Source organism: Delftia sp. WSY_12, from assembly GCF_043104645.1.
Classification (GTDB): Bacteria; Pseudomonadota; Gammaproteobacteria; order Burkholderiales; family Burkholderiaceae_C; genus Comamonas; species Comamonas tsuruhatensis.
Genome location: NZ_JBICKW010000054.1, coordinates 168,284 through 185,791, shown reverse-complemented (window position 1 = coordinate 185,791; position 17,508 = coordinate 168,284). Strand labels below are relative to the sequence as shown.

Here is a 17,508-nt window from a genome sequence, read left to right as displayed (position 1 = left end):
ATGAACCGCCCCATCGACCCTTCCCTGCTGCACTCGTCCGAGGCCTTTGCGCATTACCTGAAGAACACCGCCTTCCGCGTGGACGAGCGTGCCGAGGCCGGCGCCCACACCCAGGGCCAGCGCGTGGGCATCAGCCGCCCGCATGAGTCGGCCCATCTGCATGTAGCCGGCGAGGCCGCCTACATCGACGACCTGCCCGAGCTGGACGGCACGCTGCACTGTGCGCTGGGCCTGTCGCCCGTGGCCAATGGCCGGCTCAATGCGCTCAAGCTCGACGCCATCCGCGCCATGCCCGGCGTGGTGGCCGTGCTCACCGGCGAGGACATTCCCGGCGTCAACGACTGCGGCTCCATCATCCACGACGACCCCATCCTGTGCAGCGGCGAGATCCGCTACCTGGGCCAGCCGCTGTTCGCCGTGATCGCCGAAAGCCGCGAGGCGGCGCGCCTGGCTGCGGCCCAGGCCAAGGCGGCGGCCGACATCACGGCCGAGCCGCCCGTGCTCACGCCCCAGCAGGCGCATGAGCTGGGCCAGTACGTGCTGCCGCCCATGCACCTGGCGCGCAGCACGAATGAAGGCGGCGCGCGCCGCGCCATGGACGAGGCGCCGCACCGCCTGAAGTCCTCGTTCTACGTGGGCGGCCAGGAGCAGTTCTACCTGGAAGGCCAGATCAGCTACGCCATCCCCAAGGAGGACGGCGCCGTCCACCTGTACTGCTCCACCCAGCACCCCAGCGAGATGCAGCACCTGGTGGCGCATGCGCTGGGCGTGGCCTCGCACGCCGTGCATGTGGAGTGCCGCCGCATGGGCGGCGGCTTCGGCGGCAAGGAGTCGCAGTCTGCCCTGTTCGCCTGCGTGGCCTCGGTGGCCGCGACGCGGCTGCGCCGCCCCGTCAAGCTGCGCCTGGACCGCGATGACGACTTCATGATCACGGGCCGCCGCCACTGCTTCTGGTACGAGTACGAGGTGGGCTACGACGACGAGGGCCGCATCCTCGGCGCCGAGATCTCCATGGTCTCGCGCGCCGGCCACTCGGCCGACCTGTCCGGCCCCGTGATGACGCGCGCGCTGTGCCACTTCGACAACACGTACTGGCTGCCCGATGTGTCCATGCACGGCTACTCCGGCAAGACCAATACGCAGAGCAATACGGCGTTCCGCGGCTTCGGCGGCCCGCAGGGCGCGATCGCCATCGAGAACATCATGGAGACGGTGGCGCGCGAGCTGGGGCGCGACGCGCTCGATGTGCGCCGCGTCAACTTCTACGGCAAGACCGAGCGCAATGTCACGCCCTATAGCCAGGTCGTGACCGACAACGTGATCCACGAGCTGGTGGCCGAGCTGGAGACCTGCAGCGACTACCGCGCGCGCCGCGATGCCATCGCCGAGTTCAACGCGGCCAGCCCCGTGCTCAAGCGCGGCCTGTCGCTGACGCCGCTCAAGTTCGGCATCTCCTTCAACGTCAAGCACTTCAACCAGGCCGGCGCCCTGGTCCATGTCTACAACGACGGCTCCATCCTCGTGAACCACGGCGGCACCGAGATGGGCCAGGGCCTGAACACCAAGGTGGCCCAGGTCGTGGCGCATGAGCTGGGCGTGGGCTTCGGTCGCGTGCGCGTCACGGCCACCGACACCACCAAGGTGGCCAACACCTCGGCCACGGCGGCATCGACGGGGGCCGACCTCAACGGCAAGGCCGCGCAGGACGCGGCGCGCCAGATCCGCGAGCGCCTGGCCGCCTGCGCCGCAGAGCGCCATGGCGGCCGCGCGGAGGACGTGCGCTTCGCCAACGACCAGGTCCACGTCAACGGCAAGGTGCTGGACTTCAAGGCCGTGGTGGGCGAGGCCTACATCGAGCGCGTGCAGCTGTGGTCCGACGGCTTCTATGCCACGCCCGGCCTGTCGTGGAACAAGGACACCATGCAGGGCCGGCCCTTCTTCTACTACGCCTACGGCGCCGCCGTGAGCGAGGTGGTGGTGGACACGCTGACCGGCGAGTTCAAGCTGCTGCGCGCCGACGTGCTGCACGACGTGGGCCGCTCGCTGAACCCGGCCGTGGACGTGGGCCAGGTCGAGGGCGCCTTCATCCAGGGCATGGGCTGGCTGACCACGGAAGAGCTGGTCTGGCACCCGCAAAGCGGCAAGCTCACCACGCACGCGCCCAGCACCTACAAGATCCCGACGGCCAACGACTGCCCGCCCGTGTTCAACGTGCGGCTGTTCGAGGGCGACAACTTCGAGGACTCCATCCACCGCAGCAAGGCCGTGGGCGAGCCGCCGCTGCTGCTGCCGTTCTCGGTGTTCTTCGCCATCCGCGATGCCATCTCGGCCGCGGGCGGGCACCGCAGCAACCCGCCGCTGCAATCGCCGGCCACGCCGGAATCCATCCTGCGCGCCATCGAGGCCGTGCAGGCCGCCGGGAGCTGAGCGGACCGGCGCCGCCCCCTCATTCCTTGAATCGGCGCGCAGCGATGCGCGCAACCAGGTCCATGGCCGCCCGGCAGGGTGCCATGCCTTGTGCCGGCCTGGACAGCCGGTGCTCAACCCTGGGCGCTTTCACAACCGTTGCGCCCCGCATGCGAAAACAACACGGAGACAATGCGATGAACTGGATGGAACGGGTGTTCAAGCTCAGTGAGCACGGCACCAATGTAAGAACCGAGCTGGTCGCGGGCCTGACGACCTTTCTGACGATGGCCTACATCATCTTCGTCAATCCCTCGATCCTGGGGGATGCGGGGATGCCCAAGGGGGCCGTCTTCGTGGCCACCTGCCTGATCGCGGCGCTGGGCACGACCATTATGGCGCTGTACGCCAACTATCCCATCGCGCTGGCGCCGGGCATGGGCCTGAACGCCTATTTCGCCTACGTGGTGGTGCTGCACATGGGCTTCACCTGGCAGGCCGCGCTGGGCGCGGTCTTCGTCTCGGGCTGCCTGTTCCTGCTGGTGACGCTGTTCGGCCTGCGGGAGCTGATCATCAAGGGCATACCGCAGTCCATACGCATAGCGATCACCGTGGGCATCGGCCTGTTCCTGGCGCTGATCGCGCTCAAGAGCGCGGGCATCGTCGCGGCATCGCCGGCCACCTTCGTGACCCTGGGCGACCTGCACAAGCCCGAAGTCATCCTGGCCTCGCTGGGCTTTCTGATCATCGTGGTGCTGGACCGCCTGAAGGTGCCGGGCGCCATCCTGATCGGCATCGTCGTGGTCACCGTGGCCTCGTTCTTCTTCGCGGGCAACGAGTTCCACGGCGTGTTCTCGGCGCCGCCCTCCATCGCGCCCACCTTCCTGCAGCTGGACATCAAGTCCGCGCTGACCGGCGGCATCCTCAACGTGGTGCTGGTGTTCTTCCTGGTCGAGCTGTTCGATGCCACGGGCACGCTGATGGGCGTGGCCAAGCGCGCGGGCCTGCTGGTGCCCAGCCGCATGGGACGATTCAACCGTTCGCTGCTGGCCGACAGCGGTGCCATCTTCGCGGGCTCGCTGCTGGGCACCTCCAGCACCACGGCCTACGTGGAAAGCGCGGCCGGTGTGCAAGCGGGTGGCCGCACGGGCCTGACGGCGCTGACCGTGGCCGCGCTCTTCCTGTGCTGCCTGTTCCTGTCGCCCCTGGCCGGCGTGGTGCCCGGCTACGCCACGGCGCCCGCGCTGTTCTTCGTGGCCTGCCTGATGCTCAAGGAGCTGACCGAGATCGAATGGGGCGAGACCACCGAGGCCATCCCCGCCGCCGTCACGGCCCTGCTCATGCCCTTCACCTACTCGGTGGCCAATGGCCTGGCCTTCGGTTTCATCACCTATGCCGTGCTCAAGCTGTTTACGGGCCGTTCCAAGGAAGTGCACTGGATGGTGTGGCTGATCGGCGGCGTCTTCCTCTTCAAGTTCGTCTATATAGGCGGATAGCACCCCCTGAGGCGCTTACGCGCCTTCCCCCGTATGCACGGCGCCCTCTCTCGCTTCGCGGGAGGGGGACGACGCCCTCGCCGCGAGGCGGCTCTTGCTCGGCGTCCCTGCTTTTGGGCCGCGCCAGTTTCATAGGCTTTGGGCTCAGGCAAGATGTTTGGTGGGCCCATGCTTGGCGGATGCCTTGCACGGTTTTTTTATGCGGGGTGGATGGCGCCCAGGATGCGCGGGCCGCGTGCGCCTGTGACGGCCGGCAGGTTGCCGGGCAGGCCCAGCAGGGCCTGGCGCGCCAGCCAGGCGAAGGCGGCGGCCTCCACCTGCTGCGGCGGCAGGCCGCGCGCGGCCGTGGTGTCCACGGCCACGCCGGGCAGCAGGGCGGCGATGCGCTGCATCAGCTGCGTGTTGAAGGCGCCTCCGCCGCAGACCAGCAGCTCGCCGCCGCCACGCCCGAAGCGCTGCACGGCACTGGCGCAGGCCCGGGCCGTGAATTCGGTGAGCGTGGCCTGCACGTCGGCGGGGCGGGCATCGGCGGCGCTGGTTGCACTGGCGGACAGATGGCCGGCCAGCCAGTCCGCGTGGAACAGGTCGCGCCCCGTGCTCTTGGGTGGCGGCTGCTGCAGGAAAGGCTCGGCCAGCAGGCGGTCGAGCAGGGCGGGCAGCACCTGGCCCGTGGCCGCCCACTGGCCGCCGTCGTCATAGGGCTGGCCCGTGTGCGTCTGGCACCAGCCGTCCATCAGCGCATTGCCGGGGCCGCAGTCGAAGCCCAGCACCGTGCCATCGCCCGCCAGCACGCTGAGATTGGCAATGCCGCCGATGTTGAGCACCAGTACCGTCTCGCCGGGCCGGCCGAACACGCCCTGGTGGAAGGCGGGCACCAGTGGCGCACCCTGGCCGCCAGCGGCCACGTCGCGGCTGCGCAGGTCGGCCACCACGGCAACGCCGCTGAGCTCGGCCAGCAGGGCCGGGCTGTTGAGCTGCAGCGTGTAGCCCGTGCCGTCGAACATCTGCGGCCGGTGGCGCACGGTCTGGCCGTGGGCGCCGATGGCTGCGATCTGGCCGGGCGCCAGGCCCGTGGCCTGCAGCAGCTCCCGCACCACCTCGGCATAGCTGCGCGCCAGCGCATTGGCCGCCAGCGCCGCGCGGTGCAGCTCGTCGCGGCCCTCGGGGGTGTTCAGGGCCAGCAGCTCGGCGCGCAGCGCGGCGTCGAACCCCCGGCTGGCATGCCACAGCACCTGCGTGCCTTCGGCAAAGTCCACGAGAACGCCGTCCACCCCGTCGAGCGAGGTGCCGGACATCAGGCCTATGCAGTAGCGGTGGGCGATGGGGGAGGGGGCTGGCTGGTTCATGCCGGCAATGGTAGCCCTGCGGGACCCCGGGCCGGCAATCACAAAAGGATGCGTCTGAAACAACAAAGGCTGCCAGGGCAGCCTTTGAAGGGGGGCGCAGTGCTCAGCGCTCGGTGGCCAAGGCCAGCGCCTCGTTCGATGCCTGCAGCTCGATGCGCATCTGCGCGGCCATCTTGTCGAAGGCGGCGCGGCCGGCCTTGGAGACGGGGCGGGCGGCATCGGTGGCCTGGACGATGGTCATGGGGTCGCGGTGCTCGCCATTGACGCGGAACTCGAAGTGCAGGTGCGGGCCCGTGGCCCAGCCCGTGGAGCCCACGTTGCCGATGATGTCGCCCTGTTCCACGCGCTGGCCGCGCGTGACGCCGATGTGGCTCAGGTGGGCATAGACCGTGGTGTGGTTGTTGGCGTGGTCCACGAAGATCACGTTGCCGTAGCCGTTCTGCACTCCCGCGAAGGAGACGGTGCCGTCGCCCACGGTGCGTACCTTGGTGCCCGTGGGCGCCGCGAAGTCCGTTCCCAGGTGGGCTCGCCAGGTCTTGTGGATGGGGTGCATGCGCATGGCAAAGCCGCTGCTGATGCGCGAGAACTCCACGGGCGAGGTCAGATAGGCCTGGCGGCGGCTCTTGCCGTCCATGGTGTAGTAGTCGCCCTTGGCCTTGCCTTCGTCCTGGAACCACAGGGCCTGCACGACCTTGCCGTTGTTGTGGAACTCGGCGCTGAGCACGCGGCCCGCGCGCAGCGGCTCGCCATCGGCTTCCAGCGATTCGTAGACCACCGAGAAGCGGTCGCCCTTGCGCAGGCCGCGGCGGAAGTCCACGTCGCCCTGGAAGATGTCGGCCATCTGCATGGCCACGGCATCGGGAATGGAGGCCGCATCGGTGGCGGCGAACAGCGAGCTGCGGATGATGCCGCCGGCCAGGCGCGGCGAGGCGGTCAGCTTGCCCGTCTCGATGCGTGTGCTCAGTTCATTGTTCTTGCGCTCGACCACGAGGCGGCGGAAGCTGCCGTCCTCGTCGGGTGCCCAGCGCACGGTCAGCAGGGACAACTGGTGGTCGGGCGTGGTCTCGGCCGTCACCAGGCGGCCGGCGCGGCCCAGCACATGCTGGCGCACCTGGTCGTTGCCGCGCATGAAGGCGGCGGCGGCCGGATCGGCCACGCCCAGGCGCTGCAGCAGGGTTTCGGCCGTGTCGCTGCCACGCGTGTATTCGGAACGGTACAGGGACATGCCCTGCACACTGTCGGTCAGCTCGGCCAGGGTCTGGCCTTCTGCCAGCGATTCCACGGGCGTGGAGAGCATGCGCACCGGCAGGTCGGCCGGATCGGGTCCCAGGTTGGCCACGGCGAAGGCGCCGCCGCCGCCCGTGAGCAAGATGGCTGCCAGTGCTGCGGTGACACGCTTGGGGTGTTGCTGGATCACGGAGGTCAGCCGCGCAACAAGAGCACCGCTGGCATGGTTCAAGCCATATTTCACAACATCAGATCCTTGGGTTGCGCGCATCCGGCCTGGGGGCCGGACAGCATCGCAGCGGCGGGATACGCTCTCCAGACGGGCAACAAGTCCGCGCTCTGTGGTGCGGAAAGGCGGGCGTCTAGAATTCGCCGCAGCGGGAAAATCCCCGGAGTATACCGACGCGGTCCTACGCGGCCTGGCGAAAAACCCTTATGAATCAATCTGCTGTTACAACATACCCAGTCACTGAAGGTGTAGGCCAAGCGCTTGAAATCACCCTGCGCGGCGTGGATGAACTGCTGCCCCAGGCCGACTGGGTGCAGAAACTGGCCCGCTCCGAGGCCACGGGCGTGCCGCTGCGCATCAAGCTGGGCCTGGATCCGACGGCGCCCGACATCCACCTGGGCCACACCGTGGTGCTCAACAAGATGCGCCAGCTGCAGGACCTGGGCCACCAGGTGATCTTCCTGATCGGCGATTTCACCACCCTGATCGGCGACCCTTCGGGCCGCAACAGCACGCGCCCGCCGCTGACGGCCGAGCAGATCAAGGTCAACGCCGAGACCTACTACACCCAGGCCGCCAAGGTGCTGGACCCGGCGCGCACCGAGGTGCGCTACAACAGCGAGTGGTGCGACAAGCTGGGCGCGCGCGGCATGATCGAGCTGTCGGCCAAGTACACGGTGGCCCGCATGATGGAGCGCAACGACTTCCACCAGCGCTTCACCGAGGGCAGCTCCATCAGCCTGCATGAATTCCTCTACCCGCTGCTGCAGGGCTATGACTCGGTGGCGCTGCGCGCCGACCTGGAAATGGGCGGCACGGACCAGAAGTTCAACCTGCTCATGGGCCGCCACCTGCAGCAGGAATACGGGCAGGACACGCAGTGCGTGCTCACCATGCCGCTGCTGGTGGGCCTGGACGGCGAGCACAAGATGTCCAAGTCCAAGAACAACTACATCGGCATCACCGAGGACGCCAACACCATGTTCGCCAAGGTGCTGAGCATCTCGGACACGCTGATGTGGAACTGGTACACCCTGCTGTCGTTCAAGAGCCTGGCCGAGATCGCCGCGCTCAAGGCCGAGGTGGAAGGCGGGCGCAACCCCAAGGACGCCAAGGTCCTGCTGGCCAAGGAGATCACGGCGCGCTTTCACAGCGCGGCGCTGGCCGATGCGGCCGAGCAGGATTTCAACAACCGCAGCAAGGGCGGCATTCCCGACCAGATCGACGAGGTCAGCCTGTCGGGCGCGCCGCTGGGCATCGGTGCCCTGCTCAAGCAGGCCAACCTGGCGCCCTCGACCAGCGAGGCCAACCGCCTGATCGACGGCGGCGGCGTGCGCGTGGATGGCTCGGCCATCAGCGACCGGGGCCTCAAGCTCGAAGCCGGCACCTATGTGGTGCAAGTGGGCAAGCGCAAGTTTGCGCGCGTGACGCTGGGCTGATGCCCGCGCGGGGCCATGCGCCCGGCTGCACAGCAATGAAGGACGCCGGCATGCCCGCGTCCTTTTTTCATCGCCGGGCCGCCCCAAGATGAAAACGGCCCCCTCGGGGAGCGTGGGGGGCATTTTTCAAGCCGGGGGCGATTCGACGGTTTCGCGCGTGACCTCGGCCTGCTCCTGCAGCCACCGGCAGAAGGCGGCCACCTCGGGACGCGCGGCGCTGCGCGGGCCCACGATCAGCCAGTAGGCCAGCGGCGATTCCAGCCGGTGCGCGGGCAGCACCTCGACCAGGTCGCCAGCCGCCAGCGCATCGGCCACCAGCGGCAGCCGTGCAATGGCCAGGCCCTGTCCGGCCAGTGCGGCTTGCACGATCTGGTGGGCGTAGTTGAAGTACAGCCAGCGCGGCGGCTGCAGCTGGTCGCAGCCCTGCACGCCGAACCAGCGCTGCCAGCCCAGCCACTCCAGCTGGGGCATGCGGTGGGCGTCGCCGGTCTCGATCAGCGTGTAGCGGGCCGCGTCGGCCGGCGTCCTGAGCGGCGGGCCGCCGGCCAGCAGGCGCGGGCTGGCCACCACGGCCAGCTGCTCGCCGAACAGGCGCTGCGCCTGGGGCCAGCCGTCGCCCGCGCGGCCGTAGCGCAGGGCCAGGTCCACGTCGGTGGTGTCCAGGTCCATCACGGTGTCGCTGGTGTCGATGCGGATGTCGATATCGGGCCAGGCGCGCTGGAAGGACTCCAGGCGCGGGATCAGCCACATGGCGGCAAAGCTGGCCCAGGTGGTGATGGCCACGCTCTTGCGGCCCACGGTCTGGCGGATCTGGCGCACCGAGGCGTCGATCTGCTCCAGCGCGGGCGCCACCGAGCGCAGCAGCTGGGCGCCGGCCCCGGTCAGTTCCACGGCGCGCGTGTGACGCAGGAACAGCGGCACGCCGACTTCATCCTCCAGCGACTGGATCTGGCGGCTCACGGCCGACTGCGTCAGCGACAGCTCGTCGGCGGCCGCGCGGAAATTCAGGTGCCGGGCCACGGCCAGGAAGGCACGCAGATGGCCGGCTCCGATGGCGCGTGTGCGCAGCAGGGGAACGGGTGCAGTGGTGGCATGGGGCATGGCGCCGCCAGCATACGTCAATCGTGTGACCGGCCGCAGCCCTTGGCGGGCAGATAATCGGCGGCGTTGCCGGCACAGGTTCTGGCGTTTTGGATGAATCACCTATGACAGCACCTCTGGATCTCGTCATCATGGCCGCGGGCAAGGGCACGCGCATGAAAAGCCGCCTTCCCAAAGTCCTGCAGCGCCTGGCGGGGCGCCCGCTGCTGGGCCATGTGCTGGCGACCGCAGCGCAGCTGGATGCGCGTTCGGCCGTGGTGGTCACGGGCCACGGCGCGGACCAGGTGGAGCCCGCCATGGCGGCGGCCTGCCAGGGCGGCTCCATGGCGCTGAAGTTCGTGCGCCAGGAGCCGCAGCTGGGCACGGGCCATGCGGTGCAGCAGGCCGTGCCTGTGCTGGCGGGCGACGGCATGGTCATCGTGCTCTCGGGCGATGTGCCGCTGACGCAGGCCGACACGCTGCGCGCCCTGGTCGATGCGGCCGATGGCCAGCGGCTGGCGCTGCTGACCGTGCGCCTGCCCAATCCCACGGGCTATGGCCGCATCGTGCGCGGCGAAGACGGCACGGTGCAGCGCATTGTCGAGCAAAAGGATGCCAATGACGCCCAGCGCGCCATCCAGGAAATCTACAGCGGCATCATGGCCGTGCCGGCCCGCCACCTGGCCGGCTGGCTGGCCCGCCTGACCAATGACAACGCCCAGGGCGAGTACTACCTGACCGACGTGGTCGCCATGGCCGTGGCCGACGGCGTGCCCGTGGTCGCGCACTGCATTGCCGACCCCGTGCAGGTGGCCGGCGTCAACAGCCCGCTGCAGCTGGCCGAGCTGGAGCGCGCCCACCAGGGCGCCCAGGCCCGCACGCTGATGGAGCAGGGCGTGCGCCTGGCCGACCCCGCGCGCTTTGACCTGCGCGACGACCCGCGCACCGGCCGTGCGGCCCGCCTGGTCTGCGGGCAGGATGTGGAGATCGACGTGGGCTGCATCTTCAGCGGCCATGTGGAGATTGGCGAAGGCGCGCGCATCGGCGCCTATTGCAGCATTGCCAACGCCACGATTGCGGCGGGCGCCGTCATCCATCCGTACACGCATGTCGATGGCGAGAAGGCCGGCGTCAGCGTGGGCGAGGGCGCCCTGGTGGGCCCGTTTGCGCGCCTGCGCCCCGGGGCGCAGCTGGGCCGCGAAGTGCACATCGGCAACTTCGTCGAGGTCAAGAACTCCGTGCTGGCCGATGGCGCCAAGGCCAACCACCTGGCCTACCTGGGCGATGCCACGGTGGGCGAGCGCGTCAACTACGGCGCCGGCTCCATCACGGCCAACTACGACGGCGTGAACAAGCACCGCACGGTGATCGAGGCCGACGTGCACATCGGCAGCAACTGCGTGCTGGTGGCGCCCGTGACCATTGGCGCGGGCGGCACGGTGGGCGGCGGCTCCACGGTCACCAAGAACACCGAGCCTGGCGTGCTCACGGTATCGCGGGGCAGGCAGGTGAGCATCACCAGCTGGAAGCGCCCGGTCAAACTGCCCAAGTCCTGAGACTTCCGAGACACGTGGGCTCGAGGGCCCGCATCGCCGGCGGGTCCCGTACGGGGCAAGCCGATTTTCCGAATCTCCTGACCCTGTCCATGCCATGACGGAACCTTTCGCCCACCCTCCGCCCGACCCTGCTGCCGACCTGCAAGGCCCGCCCCGTACGCTGCAGGACGCGCTGGAGCGCCTGGCCCAGCGCGAGCAGGAGCTGCAGGCCCTGCGCGCCGCGCAGCAGGAATGGCTGCACGCGGTGTCGCACGACCTGCGCGCGCCGCTGCGCCATGTGCTGTCCTTCGGCCCCCTGGTGGACGAGCTGCTGTCGCAGGCCGCGCCTTCGCCGCAGGAACTGCAGGAGGCACGCGGCTTCCTGCAGACCATGGACCAGTCCGCCCGACGCATGGGCGGCATGCTCGACGGCCTGCTGGCCCTGGCGCGCGCCGCCCGCACGCCCATGCAGTGGCAGCCCATTGCCTTGCAGGAACTGCTGGAGCAGGCGCGCACGGCGGTGCTGGCGCAGCCGCGCTGGGCGGCCTGCGGCGCGGCGGCGCGGCTGCAATGGAGCCTTCCGCAGCAAAGTCCCGCCGTGCGTGCCGACGCGGCCCTGCTGCGCCAGGTGCTGGAGGCGCTGCTGGACAACGCCGTCAAGTTCACCCAGCCCGTGGCCCAGCCGCGCATTGCCATCGATGTGGAGCGCCATGCCGACGGCGGCATCACGCTCAGCGTGACGGACAACGGCGTGGGGTTCGACCCCTCGCGTGCGGGCGCGCTGTTCGGCATCTTCCAGCGCATGCACCGTGAGTCGGAGTTTCCGGGCCTGGGCACGGGCCTGGCCCTGGTGCGCGGCGTCATGCGCCGCCACGGCGGCGAGGCCACCATCCGCGCCACGCCCGCGGGCGGCTGCAGCGTATGCCTGAACTGGCCCGGCGGCGAAGTGCGGCGCACGGATCGCGGGCTCTGAGTCTGCCTGCCGCTGGCGCCAGCCCTCAGATCAGCGTGTCGTCCGGCTCGGGCTGGTGTGCCTGGCGCGAGGCCTCGCTGCCCGCGTCCGTGCCCGATCTGGTGGGCGCGCTGCCGGCCATCAGCGGCGCAGCAGGTATCACCTGGTCGCGCCCGGCGTCCTTGGCGCTGTAGAGCGCGCTGTCGGCCGCATTGATCCAGTCCTTGACCGACAGAAAGCTGGGGTCCGCCGCCGCCACGCCAATGCTGGCGCTGACGCGCAGATGCGGGTGCTCGCGCACGCGCAGCTGGCTCAGCTGGTTGCGTATGCGCAGGGCCACCGCATAGGCATCGTCCAGATGGGTGTGCATGCACAGCACGGCGAATTCATCGCCTCCGTAGCGGCCGGCCGCGTCATGCGATCGCAGGCAGTGCCGGATGGTCAGGCCGATGGCCTGCAGCACCTCGTCACCCACGGTGTGCCCAAAGCTGTCGTTGATGCGCTTGAAGTGGTCTATGTCCACGATCAGCAGGCAGGCCGAGGTCTGCGTCTGCCGGTAGTCGCGCAGCGCGGCGCGCGCCTTCTGCCACCAGTAGTCGCGGCTGTACAGCGTGGTCAGGGGGTCGATGCGGCTGAGCACCTGCAGCTTCACGTTCTGTCGTGCCAGCTTGCGCACCAGCTGGCGCGTGGACCAGCTGGAGAACACGCTGTGCAGCAGGAGCAGGGGCAGCATGCTCAGCTGCACTGCCAGGCTGGCCTCCCACTCGGGCGCGGGCCGCAGCAGCAGGGCCCCCGCGGCGGCGGCCAGGAAGGTGGCGAACAGCGATTGCAGCCAGCCGTCGCGCGTGGCCGTGTGGTTGCGGTCTGCAATGCTGATGGCCAGCAGCGCAATGCTGGGCAATGCACAGAAATGCATGACGGGAATCCAGCTGCCGATGATCAGCGCATCTATCTTCAGATTGGCGTGTTCGGCGCGGTGGCTGTCACGGCTGTGGCGGGCGTGGAGAAAGGCGATGTGCGGCCAGACCAGGGCGCTCACCAGCACAAAGCCCCAGACAGCCGTGCTGGCGCCCAGCTCGGTCATGGTCGTGCCCACGACGAGGCCACCCAATGCCATGCTGGAGACGCGCAAGGGATAGGTGCGGCGATGGATGCGCTGGCGCAAGGACATGGCGGTGCGAGCCGAGTGCGCGCCGATTGCCTAGCGCGTCAGAAAGTGTTGTTGCATCAATTTGTATCATTGTCCCCGTGCGTGCGCAACGCCTTAAAGTCCAACGTTGCCCAAAGTTGGCGTTCGGGACACATTGCAGGCTTGCTGTCCTACGCAGTCCCGCCGCCGCGCAGTTTCCTGATGCGCACAATTACTCGCAAAATCAAGCGTCCTGGCCTCATTGGGCGCCTGTTCCGGGATTTGCCGACGGCAGCGGCATGGCGGTGGAGAACTTGGCGCGCCTGACGCTGAAAAAACTCTTGACATTGCGCACGTTGGCGTCGCCCGTGAATAGCGCCCGGCTCAACTCCAGGTAGGCCGGCATGTCGGGCGCGGCCACCACGAGGATGAAATCAGGCCCCGCCGATACGCGCCAGCACTGCTGCACGGCGTCCAGCGCCACGGCGCGGCGCTCGAATCCGTCCAGCGCGTCACTGTCCTGGCGGTCCAGCGAGACCTCCACAATGGCCTGCAGCCCATGGCCCAGGGCGGCGGCCAGGCGTTCGGGCTGCAGGATGGCCACCTGCCGCTCGATCAGCCCGGACTCCTGCAGCCGCCGCACGCGGCGCAGGCAGGTGGGCGGCGACAGCTGCAGCAGCGCGGCCAGTGCCTGGTTGCTGCGGCTGCAGTCTTCTTGCAGCAGCTGCAGCAGCTGCAGGTCGGTAGCGTCCAGTTGAATGGAATTTTGGTTCATTTTATTATTTATATTGAAATAATATTTCTTGAATGCCTGATGGTGAAATATTAGTTCAATAGATAAGGAAATCTGGAGAGAAATTTCTTTTCAACCTGCGTAGCATCCGTCGTCATCTCGAAACAAGGAGCTTGTCCATGTGTGGCATCGTCGCAGCGGTTTCCTTCCGCGATATCGTCCCCGTTCTCGTCCAGGGCCTGCAGCGCCTGGAATATCGCGGCTATGACTCCTGCGGCGTGGCCGTGCAGGCGCTGGACGCACAGGGCGTGCACAGCCTGGGCCTGCGGCGCGCCCGCTCCACGGCGCGCGTGGCCGAACTCATGGACCAGGTGCAACAGGACAAGGTCATCGGCCACACCGGCATTGCCCACACGCGCTGGGCCACGCATGGCGAGCCGGCGGTGCGCAACGCCCATCCGCATTTCAGCCACGGCCCTGGCGTCTCGCCCGTGGCCGACACCGACCAGCCGGCCCGCGTGGCCCTGGTGCACAACGGCATCATCGAAAACTACGAAGCCCTGCGCGCCGAGCTGCAGTCCAAGGGCTATGTCTTCGCCAGCCAGACGGACACCGAGGTCATCGCCCACCTGGTGGACAGCCTCTACGGCGGCGACCTGTTCGAGGCCGTGCAGGCCGCCACGCAGCGCCTGCATGGCGCCTTTGCCATCGCCGTCATGCACAAGGACGAACCGCAGCGCGTGGTGGGCTCGCGCGCCGGCTCGCCGCTGATCCTGGGCGTGGGCCAGGACGGTGCCGAACACTTCCTGGCCAGCGACGCCATGGCCCTGGCCGGCGTGACCGACCAGATCGTCTACCTGGAAGAGGGCGACATCGTGGACCTGCAGCCCGGCCGCTACTGGCTGGTGGGCAAGGGCGGCGAGCGGCTGGCGCCCGAGCAGCGCCCCGTGCGCACCGTGCACGCCCACAGCGGCGCGGCCGAGCTGGGTCCCTACCGCCACTACATGCAAAAGGAAATCTTCGAGCAGCCGCGCGCCATTGCCGACACGCTGGAAGGCGTGCAGGCCATCGTGCCCGAGCTGTTCGACGGCGTGGCCTCGGACGGCAAGGCCGGCACTTCGGCCTGGCGCGTGTTCAAGGAGATCGACCGCGTGCTCATCCTGGCCTGCGGCACCAGCTACTACAGCGGCTGCACGGCCAAGTACTGGATCGAGTCGCTGGCCGGCCTGCCCTGCAGCGTGGAAGTGGCCAGCGAATACCGCTACCGCACCAGCGTTCCCCATCCCAAGACCCTGGTCGTCACCATCAGCCAGTCGGGCGAGACCGCCGACACCCTGGCCGCGCTGCGCCATGCCCAGAACCTGGGCATGAAGCACACGCTGACCGTCTGCAACGTGGCCACCAGCGCCATGGTGCGCGAATGCGAGCTGGCCTACATCACGCGCGCCGGCGTGGAGATCGGCGTGGCCTCCACCAAGGCCTTCACCACCCAGCTGGCAGGCCTGTTCCTGCTGACCCTGGCCCTGGCCCAGTCGCAAGGGCGGCTGAGCGAGGAAAAGGAGCAGCAATACCTGGCCGCCATGCGCCACCTGCCCGTGGCCCTGCAATCCGTGCTGGCGCTGGAGCCCCAGGTCATCAGCTGGTCCGAGGACTTCGCCAAGCGCGAGAACGCGCTCTTCCTGGGCCGTGGCATCCACTACCCGATTGCGCTGGAAGGCGCGCTCAAGCTCAAGGAAATCAGCTACATCCACGCCGAGGCCTATCCGGCCGGCGAGCTCAAGCACGGCCCGCTGGCCCTGGTGGACAGCGCCATGCCCGTGGTAACGGTGGCGCCCAACGACGAGCTGCTGGAAAAGCTCAAGAGCAACATGCAGGAAGTGCGTGCGCGTGGCGGCGTGCTCTATGTGCTGGCCGATGCCAAGACCAACATCGAAAGCAGCGAAGGCATGCATGTCATCCGCATGCCCGAGAACTACGGCGCGCTCAGCCCCATCCTGCACGTGGTCCCGCTGCAGCTGCTGGCCTACCACACGGCCTGCGCACGCGGCACCGATGTGGACAAGCCGCGCAACCTGGCCAAGAGCGTGACGGTGGAGTGAGGCGGGGGCCGGGGTAGGGCGCAGGCCGTGGCCTGCCCTGGTCCTTCGTTGCCCCCTGTGCGAAATGTCCGTCGGACACCCGGCGGCTGGCCTACCTGCGGTGTCGCAACATGGGGCTGCGCACGCTCTGGCCGGTCCTACGGCTGAGCCGCATGTCCGGGCCCACACTGGTTACCAGCGCAGTGCATATCTGCGCTGCAGTCGGGCGCTTCGTTTGACGCGCCTCTTTGACCACCATGTGAAGGAGATACCCATGGCTCAGCAAAACGACCAGCAACAGCAGCAAAACAACCCGCAGCAGCAGAACCCGAACCAGCAAAACCCGGGACAGCAGCAGCAGGACAACCCCCAGCACAAGCAGCCTGGCCAGAACCAGCCAGGCCAGCAGCAGCCCAATCAGCCCCGCTGACAGGCTGGGCGGCGTTCCGTTTGACGTGAGGATGGAACCATGAAACAGCTTCTTCCCACGAGAGGCCCGCAGCATCCGGCCTATGTTCCCATGCAGATGGGGCAACCCATCACGGACAGGAACTACAGCCAGATGCAGTGCAAGGCGAACGTCCGCCAACAAGGGCAGCCTTTGCGCCAGCCACAGCAACGCTGATTGATCGCAGCCAGCGCTGGTGCAGCGCTCCCTGGAACCGGCCGCCTTCGGGCGGCTTTTCCGTGTCGAGGGCCTGCCCTGGCCGGGGCCGCCGGAGATCTCCCCGCACAATGACGCCTTTCCAGCATCAACCTCCAAGGATTTCAACGATGACACTGCAGCGCCCCTGCTTCGTTTTGCCGACCCTGGTGCTCGCCCTGGGATTGTCGGGGTGTGCCGCGCCGCCTTCCAGTGGGCAGCTCGAGAAGGAGGAGGCGGAGCAGGCGAAGACGCTGTGGGTGATCAGCGAGGCCTTGAAGGCCAACATGGCCGTGGTGCTGGTGGCTGACCTGACGCCGCACAAGTCGCTGGCCGACGCCGACGGCATGTCCAAATGGACCTCGAACGTGCTGTGGACCCACCAGGACAGGCCGGAGATCGTGTTCGGCCGCAAGTTCCAGAACAACGCGCTGCAGCGCGATCCCAAGACCACCTACCTCTTCAAGGCCTTCGAGGTCCATGTCCTGCCCCCCGGCAAGTACCTGCTGACGGGCGGCGATGACTACTGGCTCAATGCCCGGCTCGACCAGCTGGGGGCCAAGGCGGGCACTGCGGGCGCAGGCCGCGGCGCCAGCGGCACGGTGTCCCTGGCGCCCGAGACCTATCGCGAGTTCTATACCGAGATGAACTGGAAGGAGGCCACCACGCACACGCAGACCCGCACCGAGAAGTACTGCACCACGGTGCACCGTGCCTCGGGCCATTGCGTGGCCTGGGGCGAGCGGCAGGTCACGGACAGTACGCCGGGCATGGGTGCGGGCTACTACCAGGACACGGACTCGCGCGACATCCCTGCGCTCAAGGTCCAGGTGCGCGTGCCGCCCCGGCAGGCCCTGGCCAGTTTCACGCTGGAAGGCGGGCAGCTGGTGCTGAGCCAGCGCTCGTATCTGAAGACGCCCAGCTACCAGTTCCGCCAGGCGGGCTGCCGCAAGGTGGCGGCCGAGAAGGTCGAATGCCCGCTGGAGGACTTCACCGTCCACACGCTGCCGGTGCCCATGGAATTCACGCGCACCTATCTGGCCTCCCGCGCCAACCTGACCCCTGACCAGGAAAAACTCATGGCGCGGCTGGCGCCCATGCAGGTCACCACGCTGGGCCGCCAGGGCGCCGCCGATCCGATCTGGGGCACGCCGATCTCGCTGCGCAAGGGGCCTTGAGGTCCGGGCGCAGCCGATGGCCGATGGTCGATGGTCG

Annotated in this window: 14 protein-coding genes; 9 read left to right on the top strand and 5 right to left on the bottom strand. The window is 68.4% G+C overall.

All coding sequences use genetic code 11. The features are described from left to right. Complete coding sequence (gene xdhB / locus ACF8LI_RS24130) at positions 1-2,427, top strand: xanthine dehydrogenase molybdopterin binding subunit (RefSeq protein ID WP_133073181.1); 2,427 nt, start codon at positions 1-3, stop codon at positions 2,425-2,427. A 176-nt stretch (positions 2,428-2,603) separates the two neighbouring features. After that, the gene (locus ACF8LI_RS24125; RefSeq protein WP_016448452.1) at positions 2,604-3,902 is read left to right on the top strand and encodes an NCS2 family permease; all 1,299 of its coding nucleotides are present in this window, start codon (positions 2,604-2,606) and stop codon (positions 3,900-3,902) included. A gap of 197 nt (positions 3,903-4,099) precedes the next feature. Here ACF8LI_RS24125 and ACF8LI_RS24120 read toward each other — a convergent pair whose 3' ends face one another. Together ACF8LI_RS24120 and ACF8LI_RS24115 are read right to left on the bottom strand one after the other, a co-directional pair. Then, positions 4,100-5,248, bottom strand: coding sequence for an anhydro-N-acetylmuramic acid kinase (locus ACF8LI_RS24120; RefSeq protein WP_074922467.1), 1,149 nt, complete (start codon positions 5,246-5,248; stop codon positions 4,100-4,102). Positions 5,249-5,351: 103 nt separating this feature from the next. Then, positions 5,352-6,746 carry a peptidoglycan DD-metalloendopeptidase family protein gene (locus tag ACF8LI_RS24115; RefSeq protein ID WP_046241655.1) on the bottom strand — a complete coding sequence of 465 codons (1,395 nt, stop codon included), beginning with the start codon at positions 6,744-6,746 and terminating at the stop codon, positions 5,352-5,354. A 164-nt stretch (positions 6,747-6,910) separates the two neighbouring features. Between ACF8LI_RS24115 and tyrS the strand changes: the two genes are divergently transcribed. Further along, complete coding sequence (tyrS, locus tag ACF8LI_RS24110) at positions 6,911-8,143, top strand: tyrosine--tRNA ligase (RefSeq protein ID WP_026062926.1); 1,233 nt, start codon at positions 6,911-6,913, stop codon at positions 8,141-8,143. A gap of 126 nt (positions 8,144-8,269) precedes the next feature. Here the strand turns inward: tyrS and ACF8LI_RS24105 are convergent, their stop codons facing one another. Continuing rightward, on the bottom strand, positions 8,270-9,244 hold the full coding sequence (locus tag ACF8LI_RS24105) for a LysR substrate-binding domain-containing protein (protein ID WP_012207701.1): 975 nt from the start codon (positions 9,242-9,244) through the stop codon (positions 8,270-8,272). 104 nt (positions 9,245-9,348) lie between these two features. On the opposite strand from ACF8LI_RS24105, the gene glmU reads away from it, so the two are divergent. After that, the gene (gene glmU, locus ACF8LI_RS24100) at positions 9,349-10,779 is read left to right on the top strand and encodes a bifunctional UDP-N-acetylglucosamine diphosphorylase/glucosamine-1-phosphate N-acetyltransferase GlmU (protein WP_392414419.1); all 1,431 of its coding nucleotides are present in this window, start codon (positions 9,349-9,351) and stop codon (positions 10,777-10,779) included. 94 nt (positions 10,780-10,873) lie between these two features. Next, positions 10,874-11,731, top strand: a complete 858-nt coding sequence (locus ACF8LI_RS24095; RefSeq protein ID WP_016448447.1) for an ATP-binding protein — start codon at positions 10,874-10,876, stop codon at positions 11,729-11,731. 25 nt (positions 11,732-11,756) lie between these two features. Here the strand turns inward: ACF8LI_RS24095 and ACF8LI_RS24090 are convergent, their stop codons facing one another. Further along, positions 11,757-12,881 carry a diguanylate cyclase gene (locus tag ACF8LI_RS24090; RefSeq protein ID WP_016448446.1) on the bottom strand — a complete coding sequence of 375 codons (1,125 nt, stop codon included), beginning with the start codon at positions 12,879-12,881 and terminating at the stop codon, positions 11,757-11,759. Between the two features lie 217 nt (positions 12,882-13,098). Beyond that, complete coding sequence (locus tag ACF8LI_RS24085) at positions 13,099-13,614, bottom strand: Lrp/AsnC family transcriptional regulator (protein ID WP_392414418.1); 516 nt, start codon at positions 13,612-13,614, stop codon at positions 13,099-13,101. Between the two features lie 137 nt (positions 13,615-13,751). Here ACF8LI_RS24085 and glmS point away from each other — a divergent pair, with 137 nt between their 5' ends. The 4 genes from glmS to ACF8LI_RS24065 all read left to right on the top strand — a co-directional run bounded on the left by glmS (position 13,752) and on the right by ACF8LI_RS24065 (position 17,471). Continuing rightward, on the top strand, positions 13,752-15,671 hold the full coding sequence (gene glmS, locus ACF8LI_RS24080; RefSeq protein ID WP_016448444.1) for a glutamine--fructose-6-phosphate transaminase (isomerizing): 1,920 nt from the start codon (positions 13,752-13,754) through the stop codon (positions 15,669-15,671). A 253-nt stretch (positions 15,672-15,924) separates the two neighbouring features. Continuing rightward, on the top strand, positions 15,925-16,080 hold the full coding sequence (locus ACF8LI_RS24075; protein WP_164474684.1) for a hypothetical protein: 156 nt from the start codon (positions 15,925-15,927) through the stop codon (positions 16,078-16,080). 39 nt (positions 16,081-16,119) lie between these two features. Then, complete coding sequence (locus ACF8LI_RS24070; protein WP_016448436.1) at positions 16,120-16,275, top strand: hypothetical protein; 156 nt, start codon at positions 16,120-16,122, stop codon at positions 16,273-16,275. Between the two features lie 149 nt (positions 16,276-16,424). After that, positions 16,425-17,471, top strand: coding sequence for a hypothetical protein (locus ACF8LI_RS24065; RefSeq protein WP_392414417.1), 1,047 nt, complete (start codon positions 16,425-16,427; stop codon positions 17,469-17,471). The last annotated feature ends 37 nt before the right edge of the window (positions 17,472-17,508 follow it).